Origin of the sequence: Aureimonas sp. SK2 (genome assembly GCF_029813115.1) — a bacterium.
In the GTDB taxonomy this organism is placed as follows: Bacteria; Pseudomonadota; Alphaproteobacteria; order Rhizobiales; family Rhizobiaceae; genus Aureimonas.
The window spans coordinates 115350-137312 of the sequence record NZ_JAPZDS010000004.1; the positions used below are offsets into that span (position 1 = coordinate 115350).

Annotated in this window: 22 protein-coding genes, 1 tRNA gene and 1 pseudogene; 9 read left to right on the top strand and 15 right to left on the bottom strand. The window is 67.0% G+C overall.

Annotated features, from left to right (window positions below; genetic code table 11):
- Positions 1–25: 25 nt before the first annotated feature.
- Positions 26–460, top strand: a complete 435-nt coding sequence (locus O5O54_RS06840) for a thioesterase family protein (protein ID WP_279480061.1) — start codon at positions 26–28, stop codon at positions 458–460.
- Positions 457–663, top strand: a complete 207-nt coding sequence (locus O5O54_RS06845; protein WP_279480064.1) for a SlyX family protein — start codon at positions 457–459, stop codon at positions 661–663. Before O5O54_RS06840 ends, O5O54_RS06845 begins: the two co-directional genes overlap by 4 nt.
- Positions 664–673: 10 nt before the next feature.
- On the opposite strand, the gene O5O54_RS06850 is transcribed toward O5O54_RS06845, so the two are convergent.
- From O5O54_RS06850 to O5O54_RS06865, 4 genes are all read right to left on the bottom strand, one after another.
- A complete protein-coding gene (locus O5O54_RS06850; protein WP_279480066.1) occupies positions 674–1609 on the bottom strand; it encodes a nucleoside hydrolase in 936 nt (311 codons plus the stop codon).
- Between the two features lie 106 nt (positions 1610–1715).
- On the bottom strand, positions 1716–2714 hold the full coding sequence (locus tag O5O54_RS06855) for a BMP family ABC transporter substrate-binding protein (RefSeq protein WP_279480067.1): 999 nt from the start codon (positions 2712–2714) through the stop codon (positions 1716–1718).
- A 163-nt stretch (positions 2715–2877) separates the two neighbouring features.
- Positions 2878–3549: a peptide-methionine (S)-S-oxide reductase MsrA gene (gene msrA, locus O5O54_RS06860; RefSeq protein WP_279480068.1), complete on the bottom strand. Its 672-nt coding sequence runs from the start codon at positions 3547–3549 to the stop codon at positions 2878–2880.
- Positions 3550–3554: 5 nt separating this feature from the next.
- The gene (locus tag O5O54_RS06865) at positions 3555–3890 is read right to left on the bottom strand and encodes a hypothetical protein (RefSeq protein WP_279480070.1); all 336 of its coding nucleotides are present in this window, start codon (positions 3888–3890) and stop codon (positions 3555–3557) included.
- A 242-nt stretch (positions 3891–4132) separates the two neighbouring features.
- Here O5O54_RS06865 and O5O54_RS06870 point away from each other — a divergent pair.
- A tRNA-Ser gene (locus O5O54_RS06870) sits at positions 4133–4222 on the top strand.
- A 531-nt stretch (positions 4223–4753) separates the two neighbouring features.
- Here the strand turns inward: O5O54_RS06870 and cyoD are convergent.
- Genes cyoD through O5O54_RS06900 form a run of 6 tightly spaced genes read right to left on the bottom strand, consistent with a single transcriptional unit; the run spans position 4754 to position 11494 of the window.
- A complete protein-coding gene (gene cyoD, locus O5O54_RS06875) occupies positions 4754–5071 on the bottom strand; it encodes a cytochrome o ubiquinol oxidase subunit IV (RefSeq protein ID WP_279480072.1) in 318 nt (105 codons plus the stop codon).
- Positions 5068–5694, bottom strand: coding sequence for a cytochrome c oxidase subunit 3 (locus O5O54_RS06880; protein WP_279480073.1), 627 nt, complete (start codon positions 5692–5694; stop codon positions 5068–5070). Before O5O54_RS06880 ends, cyoD begins: the two co-directional genes overlap by 4 nt.
- Positions 5691–7763 (bottom strand): cbb3-type cytochrome c oxidase subunit I, encoded by a 2073-nt coding sequence (locus O5O54_RS06885; RefSeq protein ID WP_279480075.1) that lies wholly within the window; start codon positions 7761–7763, stop codon positions 5691–5693. The genes O5O54_RS06880 and O5O54_RS06885 overlap by 4 nt, the downstream gene beginning before the upstream one ends.
- Positions 7744–8718, bottom strand: coding sequence for a cytochrome ubiquinol oxidase subunit II (locus O5O54_RS06890; RefSeq protein ID WP_279480079.1), 975 nt, complete (start codon positions 8716–8718; stop codon positions 7744–7746). Before O5O54_RS06890 ends, O5O54_RS06885 begins: the two co-directional genes overlap by 20 nt.
- Positions 8705–10489, bottom strand: coding sequence for a glycoside hydrolase family 15 protein (locus O5O54_RS06895; protein WP_279480080.1), 1785 nt, complete (start codon positions 10487–10489; stop codon positions 8705–8707). The genes O5O54_RS06890 and O5O54_RS06895 overlap by 14 nt, the downstream gene beginning before the upstream one ends.
- A gap of 12 nt (positions 10490–10501) precedes the next feature.
- The gene (locus tag O5O54_RS06900; protein WP_279480081.1) at positions 10502–11494 is read right to left on the bottom strand and encodes an SDR family oxidoreductase; all 993 of its coding nucleotides are present in this window, start codon (positions 11492–11494) and stop codon (positions 10502–10504) included.
- A gap of 306 nt (positions 11495–11800) precedes the next feature.
- On the opposite strand from O5O54_RS06900, the gene O5O54_RS06905 reads away from it, so the two are divergent.
- The 3 genes and pseudogenes from O5O54_RS06905 to O5O54_RS06915 all read left to right on the top strand — a co-directional run.
- Positions 11801–12508: a bacteriorhodopsin gene (locus tag O5O54_RS06905; protein WP_279480083.1), complete on the top strand. Its 708-nt coding sequence runs from the start codon at positions 11801–11803 to the stop codon at positions 12506–12508.
- A 20-nt stretch (positions 12509–12528) separates the two neighbouring features.
- Entirely contained in the window at positions 12529–13440 is a 912-nt protein-coding gene (locus O5O54_RS06910) for a Brp/Blh family beta-carotene 15,15'-dioxygenase (RefSeq protein ID WP_279480086.1), read from the top strand.
- A 58-nt stretch (positions 13441–13498) separates the two neighbouring features.
- Positions 13499–13615: pseudogene (locus O5O54_RS06915) on the top strand (IS110 family transposase); the annotation flags it as partial.
- A 153-nt stretch (positions 13616–13768) separates the two neighbouring features.
- On the opposite strand, the gene O5O54_RS06920 reads toward O5O54_RS06915, so the two are convergent.
- Positions 13769–14365: a phosphatase PAP2 family protein gene (locus O5O54_RS06920; protein ID WP_279480088.1), complete on the bottom strand. Its 597-nt coding sequence runs from the start codon at positions 14363–14365 to the stop codon at positions 13769–13771.
- A gap of 67 nt (positions 14366–14432) precedes the next feature.
- On the bottom strand, positions 14433–15014 hold the full coding sequence (locus O5O54_RS06925; protein ID WP_279480090.1) for a DedA family protein: 582 nt from the start codon (positions 15012–15014) through the stop codon (positions 14433–14435).
- Positions 15015–15255: 241 nt separating this feature from the next.
- Here O5O54_RS06925 and O5O54_RS06930 point away from each other — a divergent pair, with 241 nt between their 5' ends.
- Complete coding sequence (locus O5O54_RS06930; protein ID WP_279480092.1) at positions 15256–15417, top strand: hypothetical protein; 162 nt, start codon at positions 15256–15258, stop codon at positions 15415–15417.
- Between the two features lie 868 nt (positions 15418–16285).
- Positions 16286–17794, top strand: coding sequence for a DASS family sodium-coupled anion symporter (locus tag O5O54_RS06935; RefSeq protein ID WP_279480094.1), 1509 nt, complete (start codon positions 16286–16288; stop codon positions 17792–17794).
- 525 nt (positions 17795–18319) lie between these two features.
- Here the strand turns inward: O5O54_RS06935 and O5O54_RS06940 are convergent.
- Positions 18320–18733, bottom strand: a complete 414-nt coding sequence (locus O5O54_RS06940; RefSeq protein ID WP_279480096.1) for a DUF3830 family protein — start codon at positions 18731–18733, stop codon at positions 18320–18322.
- 65 nt (positions 18734–18798) lie between these two features.
- Here O5O54_RS06940 and O5O54_RS06945 point away from each other — a divergent pair, with 65 nt between their 5' ends.
- A complete protein-coding gene (locus O5O54_RS06945; protein WP_279480097.1) occupies positions 18799–19377 on the top strand; it encodes a TIGR00730 family Rossman fold protein in 579 nt (192 codons plus the stop codon).
- 26 nt (positions 19378–19403) lie between these two features.
- Here the strand turns inward: O5O54_RS06945 and O5O54_RS06950 are convergent, their stop codons facing one another.
- Positions 19404–20498 (bottom strand): ring-opening amidohydrolase, encoded by a 1095-nt coding sequence (locus O5O54_RS06950; RefSeq protein ID WP_279480098.1) that lies wholly within the window; start codon positions 20496–20498, stop codon positions 19404–19406.
- Between the two features lie 36 nt (positions 20499–20534).
- Positions 20535–21962: an amidohydrolase family protein gene (locus O5O54_RS06955; RefSeq protein WP_279480100.1), complete on the bottom strand. Its 1428-nt coding sequence runs from the start codon at positions 21960–21962 to the stop codon at positions 20535–20537.
- Position 21963: the final 1 nt, after the last annotated feature.

A 21963-nucleotide genomic window follows, 5' to 3' on the forward strand; every position in this document is an offset into this window, starting at 1 on the left:
CAGACCAGCGAGCTTTGGAAATCCGATGTCAGACACGCCCCGCCCGAAGCGCCAGAGCCGCGCCGACTACCGCGCCTTCGTGCCCGTGACCACCCGCTGGTCCGACAACGACATGTACGGCCATATGAACAACGCGGCCTACTACGCCTTCTTCGACACGGCGGTGACGAGCTGGCTCTTCGGCACCGGCCTGTCGGCTGAGGGTTCGATGTTCTTCGTCGCCGAGACGGGCTGCCGCTACCTCTCGGAGGTCGGCTATCCCGATCGCGTGGCCGTCGGCCTTCGGGTAGGCCATGTCGGCACGTCGTCCATCCGCTACGAGATCGGCATCTTCCGCAACGACGAGGATCTCGCGGCCGCCGAGGGCCTGTTCGTCCACATCCACATCGACAAGGCGACCCGCCGGCCCGCGCCGGTGCCGGACATCCTGCGCGACGCGCTGAAGGCGTTGCAGCCATGAGCGACGAGGCTCGGATCACCGAGCTGGAGATCGCCCTCGCCCACCAGAACCGGACGGTGGAGGAGATGTCGGCCGAGATGGCGGCGCAGGGCCAGCGTGTCGAGCGTCTGGAAAAGACGTTGAAGGCGCTGGTCCAGCGCCTTCTCGATCTCGAGGAAAGCGCGGCGCCCCGGCCGGAAGCGACCAAGCCGCCGCACTATTGATCCGAAGGAATCAGGGAAGCCGGGCGACCCGTTCGGTCAGCAGCGCGTAGAAGGCGCCTGCATCCCCCGAGCGCACGAAGAAGGCGTTCTTCGGCCGGTCGGTGACGCCCCAGTAGTCCACCACCGTCATCCCGCGCGTGAGCGGGCTGCCGGTCTCTACCTCGATGTTGACGCGCCGCCCCTCGAAAATTTCGGGCCTCACCAGATAGGCGGTGACGCAAGGGTCGTGCAGCGGCGCGCCGTCCCAGCCGAACTTCTGGAGGTCGTAGACCTCGGAAAAGGACAGCATCGCTGCAACCGCCGCGCCGGACTTGTTGCCCAAGGCCCGGAACGCCTCGACCCGCGCCGGCGTCGAGTGCATCTGGTGCGTCACGTCGAGCGGCAGGACGGTGATGTCGACGCCGCTGGCAAAGACCGAGGCCGCCGCTTCCGGATCGACATAGATGTTGAACTCGGCCGTCGGCGTCACGTTGCCGACCTCGAAATAGGCCCCGCCCATGAGGACAATGCCTTCGAGGCGCCCGGCGATGTCCGGCGCCTTCAGAAGGGCAAGCGCGATGTTGGTCAGCGGCCCGAGAGCGGCAATGGTGACGCTCTTCTCCGGATGCGCGCGCACCGTGTCGATGATGAAGTCGACGCCGTGACCCTCGCGCAATGGATTGGCGGGCGGCGGCAGGTCCGGTCCGTCGAGCCCGGTCTGCCCATGGACATGCTCGGCGGTGACGAGCGGGCGCAGAAAGGGGCGCTCGGCGCCGGCATGGACCGGAATGTCGGGACGCCCAGCCAATTCCGCGATGCGCCGTGCGTTGGCGGCGGCGAAATGCAGCGGCACGTTGCCGGCCACGGCCACGATGCCGAGCACGTCGAGTTCGGGCGAGCCGAGGGCGGCGAGGATCGCGATCGCGTCGTCCTGACCGGGATCGGTGTCGAAGATGATCTTGCGCAAAGCGGCCTCCTGAAGCTTCAGGCCACGCGCATAGCATCGGCAGGCCCCAAACGCGAAGCGGCGCCCGATGGGGCGCCGCCTTTCATCGACCGATCGTCCGACCGCCTCAGTACGGGCAGGCGTTGTCCGTGTTGAAGTTGTGGACCTGGATCGTGCCGGCGATGATGTCGGCCTTGGCCTTCTCGACCGCCGCCGTCATTTCGGGGGTGATCAGGTCCTTGTTGTTGTCGTCCATCGCATAGCCGACGCCGTCCTCCTTCAGGCCGAGCGTCTGCGTGCCCGCCGTCCACTGGCCGCCCTGCGCATCCTTGAACGCCTGGTACACGGCGTTGTCGACGCGCTTGACCATGGAGGTCAGCACCTTGCCGGGATGCAGCATATTCTGGTTGGAATCGACGCCGATGCCGAGCTTGCCGGCGTCCGCCACCGCCTGAAGCACGCCGATGCCGGTCGCACCCGCCGCGTGGAACACGACGTCGGCTCCCTGGTCCATCTGCGAGCGGGCGAGTTCGCCGCCGCGCACCGGGTCGTTCCAGGCGGCGGCGGTGGTGCCGGTCATGTTCTCCAGATACTTGGCGTCGCTCTTGGCGGCCATCACGCCGCCCTTGTAGCCGCAGGCGAAGTTGCGGATCAGCGGAATGTCCATGCCGCCGACGAATCCGACCGTGCCGGTCTCAGACTTCAGCGCGGCCAGCATGCCGACGAGATAGGAGCCCTCCTCCTCCTTGAAGAGGATCGAGCGCACGTTCGGGCGGTCCACCACCGTGTCGATAATGGCGAACTGGAGGTCGGGATACTCCTTGGCGACGTTCTCCATCGCCGCCTGCTGGGCGAAGCCGACGCCGATGATGGGCGAGTGCCCGTCGCGCGCGAAGCGGCGCAGGACCTGCTCGCGCTGCGTCTCGTTCTGCATCTCGAACTCGCGATACTCGACGCCGGTTTCCTGCTTGAAACGCTCGGCGCCGTTGAACGCGGCCTCGTTGAACGACTTGTCGAACTTGCCGCCCAGATCGAAGATCACGGCAGGCTTGAACTCGGCGGCAAGCGCATGGCCGGCGGCGACGAGCGAGCAGGCGGCCATCAGGCCGGCGAGAAGATGCTTCATGGGTCTCAAGTCTATCCCTGTTGCGAGGACGGCCGCCGCCGGTCTTCGACCGGACCCGGCACGAGAAGGCCGGGCAAGCCGTCCGCAGACTGGCATGCCCGGCCGACGCGCGCATCTAAAATCATGGGGAGGCGACGCGCCGTCCCCCGTTCTCTCGCAAAGCCTATTCGGCCGCCACCGCGCCGAGGCCGACCGGGCAGCTCACGCCCGTGCCGCCGAGCCCGCAATAGCCGCGCGGATTCTTGGCGAGATACTGCTGGTGGTAGTCCTCGGCATAGTAGAACTCGGGGGCCGGCAGGATTTCGGTCGTGATCTCGCCGCGATGGCCGGCCGTCCGCAGCGCGCCCTGATAGGCGTCGCGCGCGGCTTCGGCGGCCTCCCGCTGGCTCTCATCCGTCCAGTAGATGCCCGAGCGGTACTGCGTGCCGACGTCGTTGCCCTGGCGCATGCCCTGCGTCGGGTCGTGCGCCTCGAAGAAGGTCTTGAGCAGCGCCTCGTAGGACACGACGGCCGGATCGAAGGCGACGAACACGACCTCGTTGTGCCCCGTGCGACCCGAGCAGACCTCCTCGTAGGTCGGATTGGGCGTCGAGCCCGCGGCGTAGCCGACGGCGGTCGAAATCACGCCCGGCACCTGCCAGAACTTGCGCTCGGCGCCCCAAAAGCAGCCGAGCCCGAAGATCGCCGTCTTCGTGCCGGCCGGGAACGGGCCTTTCAGCGGCGCGCCGTTCACGAAATGGGTCTCGGCGGTCGGGATGGCGCCTGGGCGCCCCGGGAGCGCCTCCTCCGGCGTCGGCAGCACCGTCTTCTTCATCAGTCGGTCGAGAAAGGACATGGACTTCACCTCGCGTTTCGCGCGGGCCGGCGCGGCGGCCGGCCGAGGAACAGGAACAGGACGCCGACGAGCCCGAGCACGATGGAGGCCGGCTGCCGGCCGATCTGGCCCGCCAGGCTCGCCCCCCGCCCCGCGGCGGCGAACACGCCGCTCGCCTGCGCGGCCCCGGCGGCGGCCGTGTCGAACAGGGAGAGCCCCGCCGTGCGCGCGGCCTCCTCCAGGGGCATCAGAACCGTCGCGCCCGAGGCCAGCGAGCGTGCGATGTCGCCCACGGCCAGGGCCGTCGCCGCCGCCAGAAGAACGCATCCCACAACACGCATCGCCCAGGCCAACAGCCGCATCGCCTCGCCTCTCCCACCCTCAGATCGAACCGGACGCGCCGCCCTCCGCCGAACGCGGCGAAACCCTTCGCCAGATATGGTCCCGACGCCCGAGCGGCGCAATGGCCGACACCGAGGCGCCCGCTCGCGGCTTTCGCAGGCCCAACCCATTTAACCGCTTGCCAGACGCAGCGTTCCGATGATAGTCCGCCCACCGCACCATCAGCGCCGAGAGCCACCGAGCTTCGAGCGACGATCGGTCAGGAGGGGTGGCCGAGTGGTTGAAGGCGCACGCCTGGAAAGTGTGTATACGGGAAACCGTATCGGGGGTTCGAATCCCCCTCCCTCCGCCACATCTCAACGCAACCCATTGAAATGACGTGCGCTACGATCTGTTGCGCGTTTCTTGGACTCTTTTGAGCTGGAAATTCCAGTTATGAAGGAGGGCGAGGAAGAGGAGCTTGGAGTGAAGAGGTCCAAGTTTTCTGAGGCGCTCGACAAGCGTTCGCGCCGAAGCAGGCCGCGGACGGGACGAGCGTCGGCAAGGTTTGCCGCAGGGCCGGGATCGGCGAGGCAACGTTCTACACCTTGCGCAAGACGTAGGCGGGTCTCATGCCGTCGGAGGTGCGGCGTCTGCGCCAGACCGAAGAGGAGAACGCCAAGCTGGAGCGCCCGGTCGCGATTCTCCGTCTCGACACGGCCATGCTGCTCGGTGTTCCACGCTGCGTCTGCGGACGCTCGGGCTTCATCAGCCTGCTCCGACCGTCCTCGACACTCTCTGAACGCTTCTCATTCGGAGGCAGGCATTCCAACGCAGGGCGAGCCCGTCGACGTCCGTTTCGTCGCAGAGCGCTCGCGCAGTATTCGTCGCTGCCCCGAGCCCGCTACATCATCCGCTGATGGAGGTTGCCGAGGATCCAGATCGTACCCCCCGCCATCAGCACGATGATGAGGGTCGTGAAGAGGATCAGTTGCAGGTCGTCGCGGGTCGAGCGCTGAAGTCCGATATGCAGGAAGAAGCGGAAGTGAACGACGACCTGCGCGAGCGCAGCGGCGCCGATGATGATGTAGGCCGTCGACGACGTCATCCCGACCGCAACGACCAGGAACGCGAGGGACGTCAGCGCGACCGCCGCGGCGAACCCGACGACATAGGACCGCAGTTCGCGATGCTTCTCCCGCTCATGTTCCCCGTCGGTCATGCCAGCCCTCCGAGGTAGACGACGGAAAAGATGAAGATCCAGACGACGTCGAGAAGGTGCCAGAACAGGGACAGGCGCATGATCCGCAGCTTGACCTCGGATCGCAGCCCGAAGACCGCGAGTTGGACGATCGACAGGATCAGCCAGACGCAGCCGGCGGCCACATGGAGGCCATGCGTCGAGACGAGCGCGTAGAAGCTCGACAGCCATCCGCTGCGCTGCGGCGTCGCGTCTTCCGAAACCATCTTGGCGAAATCGCGCGCTTCCAGTCCGAGGAAGACGAGACCGAGAAGGAGGGTGACAACCAGCCATCCGTAGAGCCGCGAGGGCGGCTCATCGTACTTCATGGCGATCGAGGCCATGCCCATGGTGAGGCTCGACAGGAGCAGGATGCCGGTCTCCAGCGCGGCGGAGGACAGCTCGAACACGTCGCGCGGTCCCGGCCCCCCGTCGGTCGCGCCGAGCATGAAGGCGTAGGTGGCGAATAGGAGAGCGAACAGGACGAGATCGCTCATCAGGAAGACCCAGAAGCCGAAGAGCGTCTCTTCCGCCTGGCGATGGGTTTCCGGATCGGTGTGCCCGAGGTTCAGGCCGGGATGGCGGTGTTGGGCCAGGAGACTCATACGGCAGCCGCCTTCGCCAGACCGCGGTTCTCAGGGGTCGTCTCGGTCTCGCGGTCGGACCGCGGAAGCGTGCGCACGAGGGCCAGCCACGCCTGGTCCTGTCGCCGGACCTCGTCGGCGGGAATGATACGCATGGTGTCGAGAACGAACGACCTTGCGACGATCGCACCCACAGCCGCCAAGACGCCGACGACGGCCAACCACCAGATGTACCAGACGAGACCGAAGGCGGCGGCGGCCAGCGCGATACCGAAGACGACGCCCGTCATCGAGTTCTTCGGCATCTCGATGTCCGAATAGAAGCGATGGTCGGGATAGGCGGTGCCGTCCTCCTTGGCCGCGTGGAAGGCGTCGCGGGCGTCGACGATCGGCAGGACCGCGAAGTTGTATTCCGGCGCCGGGCACGGGATGCCCCATTCCAGCGTCCGCCCGTTCCAGGGATCCCCTCCGGGAACGGCCAGGTCCTCGCGGCGACGGATGGAGACGACGAGCTGCACGATGAGGCTGGCCAGCGCGGCCAGCAGGAACAGGGCACCGACGCCGGCCACGATCGTGAACGGCAGATAGTCGGGCTCGAAGAACTCTTGGCTGCGGCGCGGCATGCCCATCAGTCCGAGCGGATAGAGCGGCAGGAAGGCGAGGCAGAAGCCGGTCACCCAGCAGCCGAAGGACACGCGCCCCCACCATTCGTCGAGCCGGAAGCCGAAGGCCTTCGGGAACCAATAGGTGTAGGCCGCGATCATCCCGTAGAGGAGGCCCGGGATCAGCATGTTGTGGAAGTGGGCAACCAGAAAGACCGAGTTGTGGACTTGAAAGTCGATCGCCGGATTGGCGAGGAGGATGCCCGTGAGCCCGCCTATGGTGAAGAGAACCATGAAGGCCAGCGCGTAGAGCATCGGCACGGTGAATCGCACCCGACCCCAGGCCATGGTCAGGATCCAGTCGAAGATCTTCACGCCCGTCGGAATGCCGATGGTCATCGTGGCGATGCCGAACACCGCGTTGAGATCCGCGCTTTGGCCCATCGTGAAGAAGTGATGCACCCACACCGTGAAGGAGAGGATCGCGATGCACATCGTCGCGATGATCAGCGCGTCGTAGCCGTAGAGGATTTTGGAGGAGAAGTTGGAGATCACCTGCGAGTAGACGCCGAAGGCCGGCAGGATGAGGATATAGACCTCCGGGTGGCCGAACAGCCAGAACAGGTTGGCGAAGTTCATCATGTTGCCGCCCCCGTCGTTCGTGAAGAAGTGGGTGCCGACGTAGCGGTCGAGAGCGAGAAGACCGGTGGCCACCGTGAGGGGCGGCATGGCGAAGATCATCAGGATGGACGTGCACAGCGACGTCCAGCAGAAGAGGGGCATGCGGAACGGCGTCATGCCGCCGCACCGCTTCTTGTAGATCGTCACCGCGACGTTGATGCCGGTCATCGTCGAGGCCACTGATCCGAGCGTGACGGCGAAGATCCAGTAATCCGGCCCGACGCCCGGATTGAAGGTCGCATCCGTGTACGGCGGATAGCCGCTCCAGCCGCTGGTCGAGAATTTGCCGATGACGAGCGAGACCATCATCAGGCCGGCGCCGCCCGCGGTCAGCCAGAGCGAGATCGAGTTCAGGAGCGGAAACGAGACATCGCGCGCGCCGAGCTGGAGCGGCAGGGCGAAGTTGATGATCCCCGTCAGGAACGGCATCGCCATGAAGAAGATCATGATCGAGCCGTGGGTCGAGAAGAGCTGGGCGAAGTGTTCGGGCGGAAGGTAGCCTGGATTGTCCAAGGCGATCGCCTGTTGCGCTCGCATCATCGAGCCCTCGACGACGGCCCGGGAAAGCATCACCAGGGCGATCACGACGTACATGATGCCGATCTTCTTGTGGTCGAGACTGGTCAACCACTCGCGCCAGAGCCAGCCCCAGCGCCCAAGCCAGGTCAGAAGGACCACGACCGCGATGGCTCCCACCACGACGAGCGAGGCCGCGGCCGTCGCGATGCCGCTGTAAAAGGGCAAGGCGTCGTAGGACAGCCGCCCGAAGACGAGCGGCCACCAGCCTTCAGTGGTCGGCATGGACATGTCCCCCGCTCGGATGGTTCTCGGCTTCGTCACGTTCGTGCCGATGGGCGGCATCCGGCCGGTATCTGGCGACGACGGCCGTGAAGAGATTGGGATCGACGCTGGAGAAGATCAGGCCCTTCGCCGGGTCGAAGTCGAACCGCGATCGCAGGTCCGCGAGCTTGCCCTTCTGGGAGACGATCGCGTAGGCGCCTTCGTCGAGCGGACGGCCCACGCCCTTCGCGCTCGCGATCCAGCGGTCGAAGTCCGCCTCCGGCATGGCGAGGGCGTCGAACTTCTGGTTCTGAAAGCCGAAGCCGTTGAACTGGGTGTTCTGACCGAGGAGCACGCCCGGCCGGTCGGCCAGGAGGTTCAGCTCCGTCACCATGCCGGCCATCGCGTAGATCTGGCTGCCGAGCGCCGGGATCATGAAGGACTGCATGACCGTGTCGCTTGTCAGCCGGAAGCGCACTGGGCGATCGACGGGCAGCGCCAGGACGCCGACGCTCGCCACGTTCTGTTCGGGATAGACGAACAGCCATTTGTAATCGAGACCGATGACCTCGACCTCCAGCGGCGGCTTGTCGGACGGGATCGCGGCATAAGGATCGAGCGAGCGCGCTTTGCCGGCGATCAGCGTCGCCAGGATGCAGACGAGAACGATCGGCACCCCCCAGACGAGAATCTCCAGCGGCCAGGAGAACTGCCAGGTCGGGCGGTAGGCAGAATTCCTCGCCGTGCGCCGGAAGCGCCATGCGATGAACGGCACGAGCGTGATGGCGGGCACCACCACGATCATCATCCAGCCGATGACTTCGAAGAACAGGTCCCGCTGCGCGGCCGCGACGGGTCCGTGAGGATCGAGGAAGCTGATGCCCGAGCCGCAGCCTGTCAGAAGCGCGAGCGGCATGACGGCGGCGAGGCGTGCCGCGCCATGTCGGATGGATCGGGCGGCCCCTTGTCTAGAGGTCGGCATCGTTGCCCCGCTCCCCGTCGTCGAACCGCTTCAGCGCGAGAACGGCCTGGATCAAGGCCAGATGGCTGAGAGCTTGCGGATGGTTGCCGGTGAGCCGGCGGGACCTCGTGTCGTACTCCTCCGACAGGAGACCGGTGCGTCCGGCGATGCCGATCACCGCCTCGATCGTCCGCACGGCGTCCGCGCGGCGCCCGACGCCCAGAAGGCACTCGGCCAGCCAGAACGAGCAGGCGAGGAACGCGCCTTCCGGAACGAGGGCCTCCATACGGTGGCGCCGGACAAAACCGCCCTCGACGAGTTGCGCCTCGATGGCATGGAGCGTCCCCGCCATGCGTGCGTCGCTCATCGGCAGGAAGCCGATCTTGGGAAGGAGAAGAAGCGAGGCGTCCACCTCCGACCCGCCGTAGAAGGACGTGAAGGTGTTCAGGCCCGTGTCGAAGCCTTCCGCACAGATCGTCGCGTGCATGTGGTCGCGCAGCGCATGAAGTTCGGCGCGACGCTCCATCGCCAGCTCCTGCGCGCCCCGACCATCCAGGAAGCGATCCAGGACGACCCAGGCCATGGCCTTGGAGTAGACGTAATGGCGCGGCTCGCCGCGGCTTTCCCACAGACCCTGGTCGGGCTGCGTCCAGACCCTGGCGACGTGGTCCACCACGGCATGCTCCAGATGCCGGCCTTGGGTCGTGCGCTCCATGCCGGCTCGCTCGGCGATGTGGAGCGCGGACATGAGCTCGCCCCAGACGTCGAGCTGGAGCTGGCCCGCGGCCGCATTGCCGACGCGCACCGGCTTGGCGAAGCGGTAGCCCGGGAGCCACGGAAGCTCCGCCTCGTCGAGCCGACGGGACCCGTCGACGCGGTACATGATCTGCATCTTCTCAGGGGCTCCCGCGACCGCGCGCAGGATCCAGTCGCGCCAGTCGCGCGCCTCCTCGACGAACCCGCATTCGACGAAAGCGTCCAGCGTGAAGGCGGCGTCGCGCAGCCAGCAGTAGCGGTAGTCCCAGTTCATGGTGCCGCCGGGCTGCTCCGGGAGCGAGGTGGTGGGCGCTGCGACGAGGCCCCCGGTCGGGCGATGGATCAGGGTCTTCAGCGTCAGCAGCGAGCGCCGCACGGCTTGCGGGTAGGCGAGGCCGTCATCCTCGAGCCGGGCGATCCACTCGCGCCCCTCGTTCTCCGCGTCGCGGAGCGCGGCTTCGGCGTCGATCCCGTCACCGACGATCTCGTTGGATCGCCCATAGGCGAGAACGAAGGCACGGCTTTCGCCTTCCGCCAGCGCAAGGCGAGATACGACGACGTCCCCCTCCAACTTAAGAGGGACGTCCGCGTGGAGAGCCAGTTTGTCGGGACCAACATGCATGGCGAGCCCCTCGCCCTCCGGCACGATCCAAGGCGGCATGTTGCCGTAGTCGAACCGGAAGGCGGCGCGAGAGATGAGTTCGACGCTTCCCTTCGTAGCTCGAGCGATCCGGATCAGAAGCGGCCGCCCGTCCCGTACGGGCATGAAGTCCGTGACGACAAGAGTGCCGCCCTCGCACTGGAACTCCGTGTCGAGAACCATCGTATCGGGGCGGTAGGCCTGCCGGCTCTCCAGCACCTCGACGCTCGGGGCCAAGCTCCAGTACCCATGCCGCTCGTCACCAAGCAATGCGGCGCAGCAGGCTGGCGAGTCGAACCGCGGCAGGCAGAGCCAGTCGACGGATCCATGCCTGGAGACGAGGGCGACGGTCTCGCCGTCGCCGATCATCGCGTAGTCTTCGAGCGGGACGGTCAACGACTTCGGCCGTCAGACGTCGAAGCGACGCGCGAGGCGATGCAGTCCCAAGAGGGCGAGAAGTCCCGCCAGACCCCAGAACGCCGTGCGATGACGGTCCGTGAACATCTGGATGCTGCGCGGCTTGGAGCGGCTGTCGAAGCGGCCGTGCGAACCGTAGTCGCCTTTCACGGGCTCGAAAAGGTTGCTCGGGGCATTGTCCGGCTTCGGCTCCTGCGTGAGTTGGCCGGAATAGCCGCTCCGGGCGAGGTATCGGTCAAGAAGCCCCGGCGCGATCCGGTTGGCGAGGATAGCCTGCACGGTAGGATAACCGACCCAGACATTGCGCCGGTCGTGCTCGGCGGCGAAGCGGATGGCCCGAGCCGGGACCTCGGGCTCGAAGATCGGAGGGACGGGTTGGGCCCGGCGACCCATCTTGTTGAGGGCCCAGTCGAACTGCGGCGTGTTGACCGCGGGCAGATCCACCATGGTGATCCGCACGTTCAGCTTGTCGTGGATGATCTCGGATCGCAGCGAGTCCGTGAATCCGCGGATGGCCGCCTTGGCACCGCAGTAGACCGACTGGAGGGGAACGGAGCGATAGGCCAGGGCGGATCCGACGTTCACGATAACGCCGCGGTCGCGGGTTCGCATGCGCTTGAGAGCCGACATCATGCCATGGACCTGACCGAGGTATGTTACGCGGGTTCCGCGTTCGACTTCTTCGGGCGTCAGCTTGGCGACCGGAGAAAATACGGTTGCCATGGCGACGTTGACCCAGACGTCGATCGGCCCGAGTTCCGCTTCCGCCCGTTCGGCAGCGGCTTCGACCGCGGCGGCATCCGCGACGTCGGTGGGGATCGGGAGGGCGCGAACGCCTTGTCGCCGCGCATAGTCCGCCGCGCGCTCCAACCGCTCGGCGTCCCGGGACAGGAGGACGACGTCGTAGCCCGCTCGCGCGAACTCGTCGGCGGTCGCCCGCCCCACGCCAGCGCCGGCACCCGTGATGACAACAATCTTGTTCAATGGTTCCGTCCCACCGCTCAATGTGGACGGCTAACTTGCCCTCCCAGCAAAGTGGGACAATGGCTCAACCGCAAATTTAATGTTCCATGTGAGCGGACGAGAACCGTTGGGCATTTGTGGTTATCGGCGACAACCTTCGTTTGCTTATTGCCGAGGAACTGCGAGCCACAGGCCACGTCGGATGAAATGATCTTGTCTTTTGCCAGCTACGATTAGAGCACAACATTAAATCGTGCGCTCTCCACTTGTTGAGCCGTTAGCCGGGCACATCTGGGTGCGATTACAATCTCGTGAGCTCGGCATCTTATGGAAAGCACCCCCTTTTTGATCGGCTTCGTCGTGATGTCGATCGCCTCTGTCGGCATCTACGTCACCGGCCCCAAGGCCAGTGCGATCCGGCATCACACGCAGATCCACTCGTTGGTCCCCTTCATCGCGGCCACCGCCTACCTCGCCATGTATCTCGGCACCTTCGTCATGGACCGCGGCGATGGCGTCACGCTCTACGTTCCACGCTACGGCGACTGGATCTTCACGACGCCGCTCCTGCTCTCCAGCCTCGTCGCGCTCGCGCTTCACGAACACCCCCGTCAGGGCGGCTACGTGGTCGCCATCGTCGGCCTCGATGCCCTGATGATCCTGACGGGCCTCCTGTCGGCGATGAGTCTCGACGGCTCGACACGCCTCGTCTGGTTCCTGTGGTCCTGCGCGGCCTTCGCGGGCGTCTACTTCATGCTCTGGGGACCGCTGCGCGAGCGCTCGTCTAGTTACGGCGGCGCGCTCGGCGAGGTCTACCGCAAGAACGCCACGCAGCTTTCCGTGGTCTGGCTGATCTACCCGCTGGTGTTCGCCATCGGACCCGAAGGCCTAGGCACCATCTCCGGCACCGCCAGCGTCTGGGCCATCCTGATCCTCGATATCATCGCCAAGGTCGTCTACGGCTTCACCGCCGGCGAGCGCCTGAAGAAGGCCGAGCCCGAACTCTCGAAGCGCGAAGAGCGTCGCCTCGCCTGACGCCGGGGTTAAGATCCACGATGACGCTCGCCCACATGACCTCCGCGACGCATCCATTCGGGCGCATCGCATCGGCGAGGCGGCCCTCCGGCCGCTTCGTGTGGGCGTGCGGTTTCGCCGTCCTGGGACTGGCGGCCGATCTAATCGGCGGTCCCATGCCGCTCGCCTTCGCAGCGATCCTGATCCTCGGTCTTGGACTTCCGCATGGTGCCAGCGATTACTTGGCGGCCATGGCGGGCCACAGGATGCGAGAGGATGCGAGCCGCCTTGTCGGCTTCCTCGCGCTCTATCTCGGCACCGTCGGTGCCACGCTTCTGCTCTGGTATGCGGCCCCCGGCGCAGCGCTCGCGGCATTCCTTGCTTTGTCCGCCCTACACTTCGCGATCGACGACGTGCCGGACGGGCTGCGTCTGGCCGAGCGCGTAGCGCGCGGTCTCATGCCCATCACGCTTCCCGCCCTATTTCACGCCGAAGCTCTGGCGCAACTCTTTGCGGCACTCTCGACGCCCGCCAATGGCCAGGCGCTTGCAGAAGTCTCCCTGTTCTTGGCAACGCCCATGCTGACACTGGTCGTGCTCGCCAGCGTTCTGCGCCTACGGAACGGGGACCGTGAACCAGCGCTGGAACTGGCGCTGATCGCAAGCGCCCTCCTAATCTTCTCGCCGCTGGTCGGCTTCGCGTTGGTTTTCGCGCTCGTCCACAGCCGCGGACAAACACGCGAACGTATGGCGACACTCCACCTCCCGACCATTCGCGCGTATCTTTTGGCCTGCGCGCCGACGCTGCTCGGCGCCGCCATCCTGTTTGCCTCGCTCGGGGTTCTTTTCTTCGGCGGCCGGGCCCCTGCGCTGAACGCGATCTTCATCGGCCTTGCCGCGCTCACCGTTCCGCACATGCTGGTGACGCCTCTATTCGAGCGCCGCGAGACATAGCTCGTACGTCCCGTTCGGCTGCCACTCAGCGGAATGCAGATGCGGTGGATGGCTCCCGATCTGCGAGGCGGTGACGCGTCCCACCATGCGCTTCGTGGCTGTGAAGTCCGCTGACCAGCAGGCTGCCCTTTCGCTGCACCGGACGCGCAACCTTCCGGTCGAGCAGCGCACGCAACCCGTGACATCGACAGGCCGGACAGAATGCTGCACCCGACCAACACGCCAAAGCATCAGTTTCACCCTGGCGACAGGGAAGCCGTCCACGGATGGATATACCCCGTGCCAGCGGCATACAGGCCGGCAAACCGTGCCGGCCCAGACCGAGACGTCAGCCCTGCTTCCGGATCATCCAGTTGGCGGGACGAACGACAGTTCGGTCGAACATGGCTTCGACCCTTCGCGTGACTTCCAAGCCGAACCGCCGATCGAATGCTCTCGCTCCCCATGCGGCAACGACCGCGACAACCAAAGCCCCCACCATGTCGAGCGGGAAGTGGATGCCGAGGTAGACACGGGACCAGGCGACGAAGACACTCGCGCAGCCAATGCATGCGGCATGGCGCCAATGTCGCAGCGATAGCATCACGGCGGCATAGGTAAACATCACGAGCCCATGGTTGCTTGGAAAGGACGGGCTCGCCCGGTGCTCGATCAACTGATTGCCGATCGGGATCAGGAACGGGCGCTGGCTCGGGACGACCGCGCCGATCAGGAAGCTGATGCCGATGGCGATGACGAGCGCAGCGACCAGCGCCAAGGCCTGGCGCCGAACATCATGTGTTCCGGCAATCCAGAGGATGGCGACGTGCAGGGGAATGAGCAGGACGATGTAGCGGGCGGCGGCATAGGCAACCCAGGCTGTCGCGCCCCAGTCGAGCGATCCGGCGTTGATCGCGGAAAACAGCGTCTGGTCGAGAGCATTCATCGGAGAACGTCCTCCTTGCGGTCGGTGTCGATCTCAGGGAGCGGGATGAGACGAAGCGGCGCCCCGGTCACATCACCAGTCGGAGCACGAGGAAGCCGCCGACCAAGGCGACGACGCCGAGCGTAAACACGACGCCAAGACGCTTCTCGATGAAGGCTCGCACGGGCGGCCCAAAGCGATGAAGCAAGGCGGCCACGGCGTAGAAGCGAATCCCTCGCGCCACGATGCTCGACAGGATGAAGACCACGAGGTCAAGGCCTGTGGCGCCGCTTGCCACCGTCACCACCTTGAACGGGAACGGCGTCAGGCCGGCCATAAGGACGATCCAGGCGCCCCACTCGTTGTAGGTCCGGGCGAACTCCGCGAACTTGTCTCCGTAACCGTAGAAGGCGAGGAGCGGCTCGGCGATCTCCTCGAAGAGGAAGGCCCCGATGACATATCCGAGGACGGCGCCGAGAACGGACGTCACGGTGCAGACAAGGGCGAGAGACCAGGCCCTGCGCCGGTCTGCGATCACCATCGGGATCAGCAGGGCATCGGGCGGGATCGGGAAGAAGGAGCTCTCGGCGAACGACACGGCACCCAGCGCGTAGGCCGCCTTCGGCCTGGCTGACAGGCGCATCGTCCAGTCGTAGAGGGGTCGGAGCATGCGGCTCCCTTCTGCTGTTGCTCGGCTCTCCTTATCACGCGAGCGGCGCAGTGCGACCTGCCGGATGCCATTTCCGAGCTTGCGCCCCGATTTCCGGCCAATGCGATCCACTCTCGGACACGTGACCCACGACGGCTTGCTGATCCGCCTGTTCCGCCCAATAACCGGGCTGGGTGCGGGCTCATGACGAGCCGGCAGGGTTTTGAACGCTGGTCGGGCCGCCAGCGATGGAGACCTGTGAATGTCGGTTGCCGACCTGTCCGTCATCGGCGTTGTTGCCGTCTTTTTGGTTTTCATCGTCTGGGTGAACATTCGCCACCGAAAGCAGGCCAACAAGACGCCGAGGACCGTTGAGACGCCGCGGCGTTGGGACCAATCGGCGACCAGGGACCGGGCGGCCTGAACGCTTTGGTCGGCTTCGGAACACACCGATCGGCATCGGACGGACGGCAAACGGGACGGGTTTCCCCAGCCCGACTCTCGACGGATATTCGGCATGGCGTCGGATTCCGGGGAGCCTGCCGTGCGGATCGTGGTTTTCCGCATTCAAGCCGCTGAATGGGCGATCGACCGGCTGTCCGCGGCAGCGCAGAGCGGCAGAATGCGGGCGAGGCGTCCACGCATCGCTGCGGCAGCCGCTCCGTCATCGACTGTGCGATTGGCCCTCGATCAGCATGCCCGCGAAACGAACGCTGTCGCACTTCGGGCTCCGCATCGAGCGATCCATGCACCACGCGCTGCCGGTCAAACGTGGGGCGTCGCTGTGACGAACCAGTCATCCGTACGACTCGTAGGCCTCCTTGCGCCGACCGCATCTTCGCGATCGGCATGCTGACGGGTCATCGCGGTCGCGGTCGCAGCCCTCACCGCCAGCACGACCGGGCGGCGGGAGTTTCGCGGCGTCGTTCTCCAGTTCCAACGGCTGGACGTGACGCTCATGGGGCTGGCCGCCGACCCGTTCCTGTCCTGACGCTTCCGGTCGCCGGCCACCCCCTCGGTCATGCCGCCTATCTCTCGGGCGCCGACATCGGCGCACCGAAAGGCGGTGACGCGCTCGACGGCGTGCTCGAGCGGCCTATGGGGGCATTCTGGGGCCGCATCGGGGAGGAAGGCGCTCGGACTGTCGGCGGCGGCGGAAAATCGACGGGAGGCTTTCCGGGCGAGTTCGGCCGCGCTCCGATGCACTGGAGCCGCCGACCCGCAACCCAGCGTCGGAAGAGCCGCGGTCCACGGCATTCAACGTCAACGAAGACATATGAAGGGAGGAATACATGGCAGGTTCGGAAGCATCCACAGGGCGGTTTCCGCTGAAACCGATCCCCATTGCCATCGGAGGCGCGATCTTCCTCGGGCTTCTGTTGCTGCCGGCACCGGGGGGGCTGTCGCCCGAGGGCTGGAGCGTCGTCGCGGTCGCCGCCCTCATGATCGTCTGGTGGATGACCGAAGCCATTCCCGTCCCCGCGACGGCTCTCGCGCCCATCGCGCTTCTCCCCATCCTCGGAGCCATCAGCACGACGCAGGCGACCTCGCCTTACGGCGATCCCATCATCTTCCTTTTCATGGGCGGCTTCGTGCTTGCGCTGGCCATGGAGCGTTGCAACCTGCATCGCCGTGTCGCGCTCAACATCGTGGCGCGCACCGGCTCGCAGCAGGACCGCATCGTCGGCGGCTTCATGGTCGCCACAGCCTTCATCTCCATGTGGGTTTCGAACACCGCGACGGCAGTGATGATGCTGCCCGTCGCCGTTTCCGTCGCCGGGCTGATGAAGGGCGGAGAGGGATCCGCGCGTTTCTCCCTGTCGTTGATGCTGGCCATTGCCTACGCCGCGTCCATCGGCGGCGTCGCGACGCTGATCGGGACCCCGCCCAACGCGCTGCTCGCCGGGGCCCTCAACCAGAGCTACGGCTACGACCTCGGCTTCGCACGCTGGATGATCATCGGCGTTCCCGTGGCCGCCGTGATGCTGCTTGCGGCTTGGATTCTCCTCACGCGCATCACGCTTCGCCTCGAGCGCGGGGAGATCGCGGATGCCCGCGCCCTGTTCCAGAAGGAACTGCATGCTCTGGGCCCGTGGTCGCAAGCCGAGGTCCGCGTCGCCCTGGTCTTCGTCGTCACCGCGTCGGCATGGATGTTCCGCACCCTTCTCGACGACTACGTGCCCGGCCTGAACGACACCTCGATCGCCATTGCCGCAGCGCTGGCCCTCTTCCTGATCCCCTCGGGCGAGGCCAAGGGCGGCGCGCTGGTGGACTGGGACACGGCCAAGCGGCTGCCTTGGGATGTTCTGATCCTCTTCGGCGGAGGCCTCAGCCTCGCGGCCGCCGTGACGCGCACCGGCGTCGACGACTGGATCGGCTCGCTAATCGGCGTGGCCGCGAGCCCCCTGCCGCTGATCGGCATCGTGGTCGTCGTCGCCCTGACCGTCCTCGTCCTGACCGAGTTCACTTCGAACACGGCGACCGCTGCCGCCTTCATCCCGCTTCTGGCGGCTCTTGCCGTGAACCTCGGGGAGAACCCCCTGCTTCTGACCGTTCCGGCGGCGCTGGCGGCTTCCATGGCCTTCATGCTGCCCGTGGCCACGCCGCCGAACGCGATCGTGTTCGGCTCGGGGTTCGTCACGATCCCGCAGATGGCGCGCCAGGGCTTCTGGCTGAACGTGGCGGCCGTGGCGGTGATCTCGACCCTGGCCTACGGACTGATGGTGACCCTGTTCGGCGTCACGGTCGGCGCGCTTCCCGAATGGGCGGCCCCGGCCGCGGGCGCGGTCGGTCAGCCCTAAGGCCCTCGGACAAGGTCGGACTGCGTCGGCGTTCCCCCCATCGACGCGCGGGGGAACGCTCTTCAGACCGGCGCGCTACGGAAAACTTCAGAACGGGCACCCGGACCAAATCCATGGAGAAGCTCATGCGCCGCTGGGTCGCCTACACTGTCGGTACCCTGTTCCTTCTCGTCCTTTCCTTCGCGTTGCTTTGGGGACGCGAAGGACCGATCGGTGCGGTGATCGGGAACTGAGCTCGCAAGCCGCGGCGGCTTCGGAAGGCTGCCGAGAGTGCCAGAAGGTAGCGCGCGGCGGCGAGCATGTATGGGAGTTCGCGGACCGGAAGCAAAACACCCAGAGCCTGCTCGACGGCACGGTGGAAGCCGGTGGTTCTTCCCGCCCGGCTCGCCGACTGCCGCGCCATACCCTCTTTCGATCGACCTTGCGTCCCGATGACCTCCCCCAGAAGGGCTCAGACGATGCGCGCCATCTTGTTGGGGGATGCCGCTCTGCCCGCGAAGTCCGGTTGCCGTCCATTCGTCGGGCTCAAGCTCGCCGAAGACGGATCGGCTTCGCGCCGGTCCAGAGCGTCCCACGTCCGAGTTCCGCGAGGATGTCCAGCCGATCGGTGATCGTCAGGAAGTGATTGCCGGCCAGCGGTCCGGCCTTCGAGGCGAAGGCGACCGGACCATACGCGAGGAGAATTTCCGTCTCCGAGACGCCGCCGGGATAAAGGACCATCTGGCCGGGCGACGGGTGGCTCGTGGCGTTCTCGTAGGGCAAGCCGAAGTCCCTGTCGCCAAGCGGTATCCAGCAGGCTTCGCCCGACCAGCGGACATGAATGATCCGCTCGGCATAGGGTAGGATCGCCTCGATCGCGGCCACGGTGCGGGGCGCCGCCTGCCGCTCGAAGCGGGCGGGAAAGATCTCGGTGTCGATCTCGACGAGGATTTCGGTCATGTAGGCGCTTTCCCTGGATGTTCCGGGCTGGCCGGACTCTGGACGATCGGAAGGACGAGAGACCCATGGCGCGCGAGATCGGGACGATCGCCATCTTCTGCGGATCGAACGTGGGCGGGCAAGGGGCCTATGCCGAGGGCGCGAAGGCGCTTGGCCGCGCGCTGGGGACCCGAGGCATCAGCGTCGTTTACGGCGGCACGCACAAGGGGCTGATGGGGCATCTGGCCGATGCGGCGCTCGCGGCCGGCGGGCGCGTTCACGGGGTCATCACCGAGCGATTGCACGCGCGCGGCCACGCCCATGCGGAGCTGACCACCCTCGAGGTCATGCCGACGCTGCGCGCCCGCAAGGAGCGCATGGCCGCGCTCGCCGACGCCTTCATCGCCCTGCCCGGCGGCATCGGAACGCTGGAGGAGTTTCTGGAGGTCTGGACGATGAACCAGCTTTCCGAGATCGACAAGCCGGCCGGGCTCCTCGACACGCGCGGCTTCTTCCAGGCCTTCCTCGGCTTCATCGACCACATGGTGGACGAGCGCTTCCTGCCGCCCGCGCACCGCCATTCCATCGTGGTCGACGCCGATCCGTCGGCGCTGATCGAGGGCTTGCGGCGGTTCGAACGCGTCGACGTGCCGAAATGGCTCTGACCTCGGACGGCTGACGGCCCGCCCCGTCACGGCGCGTTGCGGCGGGCGATCACGGCGACCGGCCCGCCACCGTCCGGCCCTTGGTGCTCCGCCCCGCCTGACACGAAAAGCTCCGTCGTGCCCGTGAGCCCGGCCAGCACACCGCCGACGAAGGCGCGCGCGTGGCGCGTCGCGGAGATGTCGCTGTCGTCGTTCATCGTGTGGCGCGCCCCGCGTACGAGGCCGGTGCGCGACGCCTCGGCCTTGGCGAGAAGCGCCTCGAAGCGCGCCCCGCCCGGCACGCCGAGTGCGTCGAGGCAGGCGCGCACGGGCGCCGCGTCGATCGCATCGCGCATCACCGCATGGCCGACCGCGAGCGGCCCGCGCCAGCTTCGGCTCATGCCGAGGACGAGGATCTCGTGGCCCATGAGTTCCACGCCGGCCGAGGTGCTGGCGCGATTCGAGAAGAGGGTCATGTCGCGACCGATCGCGCTCTCCGGCACGGCGGCGGGATCGAGTTCGCCGAGCGCGAGCGCGATGCCGAGCGCGCTCGCTCCGCGCGACAGGCCCATCGACTTCAGCGTGTCCGACACGGCGCAGGGCTGCCCCCGCGCCGCCGCTTCCGCGATACGCGCGCTGGTGAGGAGCGGGCATTTGACCTGCACGAAATGGACATCCGCAAGGTCCGAGATGCCGGCCGCCGCCATCGCCTCCAGCACGCCTGCCCGAACCACCTCCATCTGCGCGGCACGGCCGATCTCCTCGGGGAGGAGATCGCGGGTGACGCAGGAGCCGATCGCCAGCGAGCCATCCGCGAAGGCCGGCCCGTCCCCGCTCTCGACCCGCTCGAAGACGAGCCAATGCGGGCTCAGCGCCCCTTCCGTGCCGCCGGACATGACGAGCACGGCGCGCGCCGCCCGTTCGGCGCCGACATGGGTGGCGAGGAAGTCGGCGAGCGCGCGGGTGGCGAATCCCCGCGTGAAGTCGTTGACGCATCCGTTGCCCTCGGTCTTGCCGAGAATGGCGAGGATGCCGGCCGGATCGAGCCTGCCTGCGGCGACGAGGCGCTCCAGCCCGGACACGTCGTCCGGGCCGGCAGCGGGAACGCGGTGGACGCGCGTCGAGGGATGGACGGGCGACATGAGGGCAGGCCCTCCTTTCGAAACGGTCGGTCGGGTTCAGCAGCAGCCCGGCGGGTGGAAATGCCGGGCCATCGCGGCTTCGAGATGCGGCAGCGCGGCGGCCAGATCGCGCGACGACCCCATGCCGTGGCGCACGGCGGCGAGAAGCTCTCGGGTGACGGCCCCGTGGTCGATGCCGGTGAGGCGTCCATTCAGGGCGATGCTCCGTCCGCCGACGATCACCTCGGCGATGTGGTGCCGGGTGCCGCGCGCCAGCAGGAGGCCGCCAGGCTCGGGCGCGATGGGGAGCCGGTCCTCGTCCAGCCGGTCCATGTCGAGGAGGAGAAGATCGGCGGGCTCGCCCTCGGCGAGGCGCCCGCCCCCCTCCTCGCCTAAGACGGCGGGGCGACCGTTGCGCACGGCCATGGCGAGGATCTCCGCGTCCCCGAGCGTCTCCTCGAAGCCCCAGCCGCGATGGAGGAGATGGGCGAGGCGCATCTCGCGAAGCGCGTCGTCGTCCTCGTCCAGCCCCAGCCCGTCGAGGCCGAGCGCCACCCGGCAGCCCGCACGGACCATGGCGGCGACCGGCGCGATGCCGGAGCGGATCTGGAGGTTGGAGCTCGTATTGACCGCGATCGTCGCGCCGCTCATCGCGATCAGTTCGAGTTCGTCGGGCCGCGCATAGGTGCAGTGGGCAAGCGTCAGGCGCGGCGACAGGAGGCCGATATCGGCGAGCCAGCGCACGAGCCCACCGGACTTCTCCTGGTGGTCGGCCCATTCGCGCTGGTAGCGCGACTCCAGAAGATGCATGTGGACGCGCCGCCCGGTCAGGGCCGACGCCTCGGCCACGGCGATCAGCAGTTCGTCGCTGCACCATTGCGGACCGGTCGGCCCGTACTGGGCGCGGATGCCCTCGCCCAGCGCCGCGTCCACCTCGTCCACCAAGCGAATCTGCGTGGGCACGTCCGGCGCGGGGGTCGAGACGCGCCCGGCGATCTCCGCCCTTGGCCCCGGCGGAAGCGCGGCGAGGATCGGATCGGACGGACCGTAGACCAGGGGGTTGCGGTCGCGCAGGGCGACGGCGACGCCGATCCGCACACCGATGTCCCGCGCGGCGCGCGCGGTCGCGGCCGCCTCTTCCGACACGGAGGCGAAGGAGCGGAAGCGCGTGTGGTGGACCATCACGGTCGCCGCCCCGCCGAGCGCACTGCGCCCGAGCGAGGCGGCGGCGGCGAGATAGGGATCGATCGGGGGCAGCAGCGAGAGGTAGGCAAGCCAGAGTTCCAGCGGCTTGCCCGCCGCGCCGAAGGAACTCGCGCGGAGCGGGCGCGCGTGGTCGTGCGCGTTGACGAGGGCCGGCATGGCGAGAAGTGCGGACGGCGCCGCGCTCCGCTCCATCGACGCGATCCGCCCGCCTTCGAGGATCAGCGCCAGCGGGTCGCGCGAGCCGAAGCCATCAGTGCACAACGCGCCGAGGCAGGACATG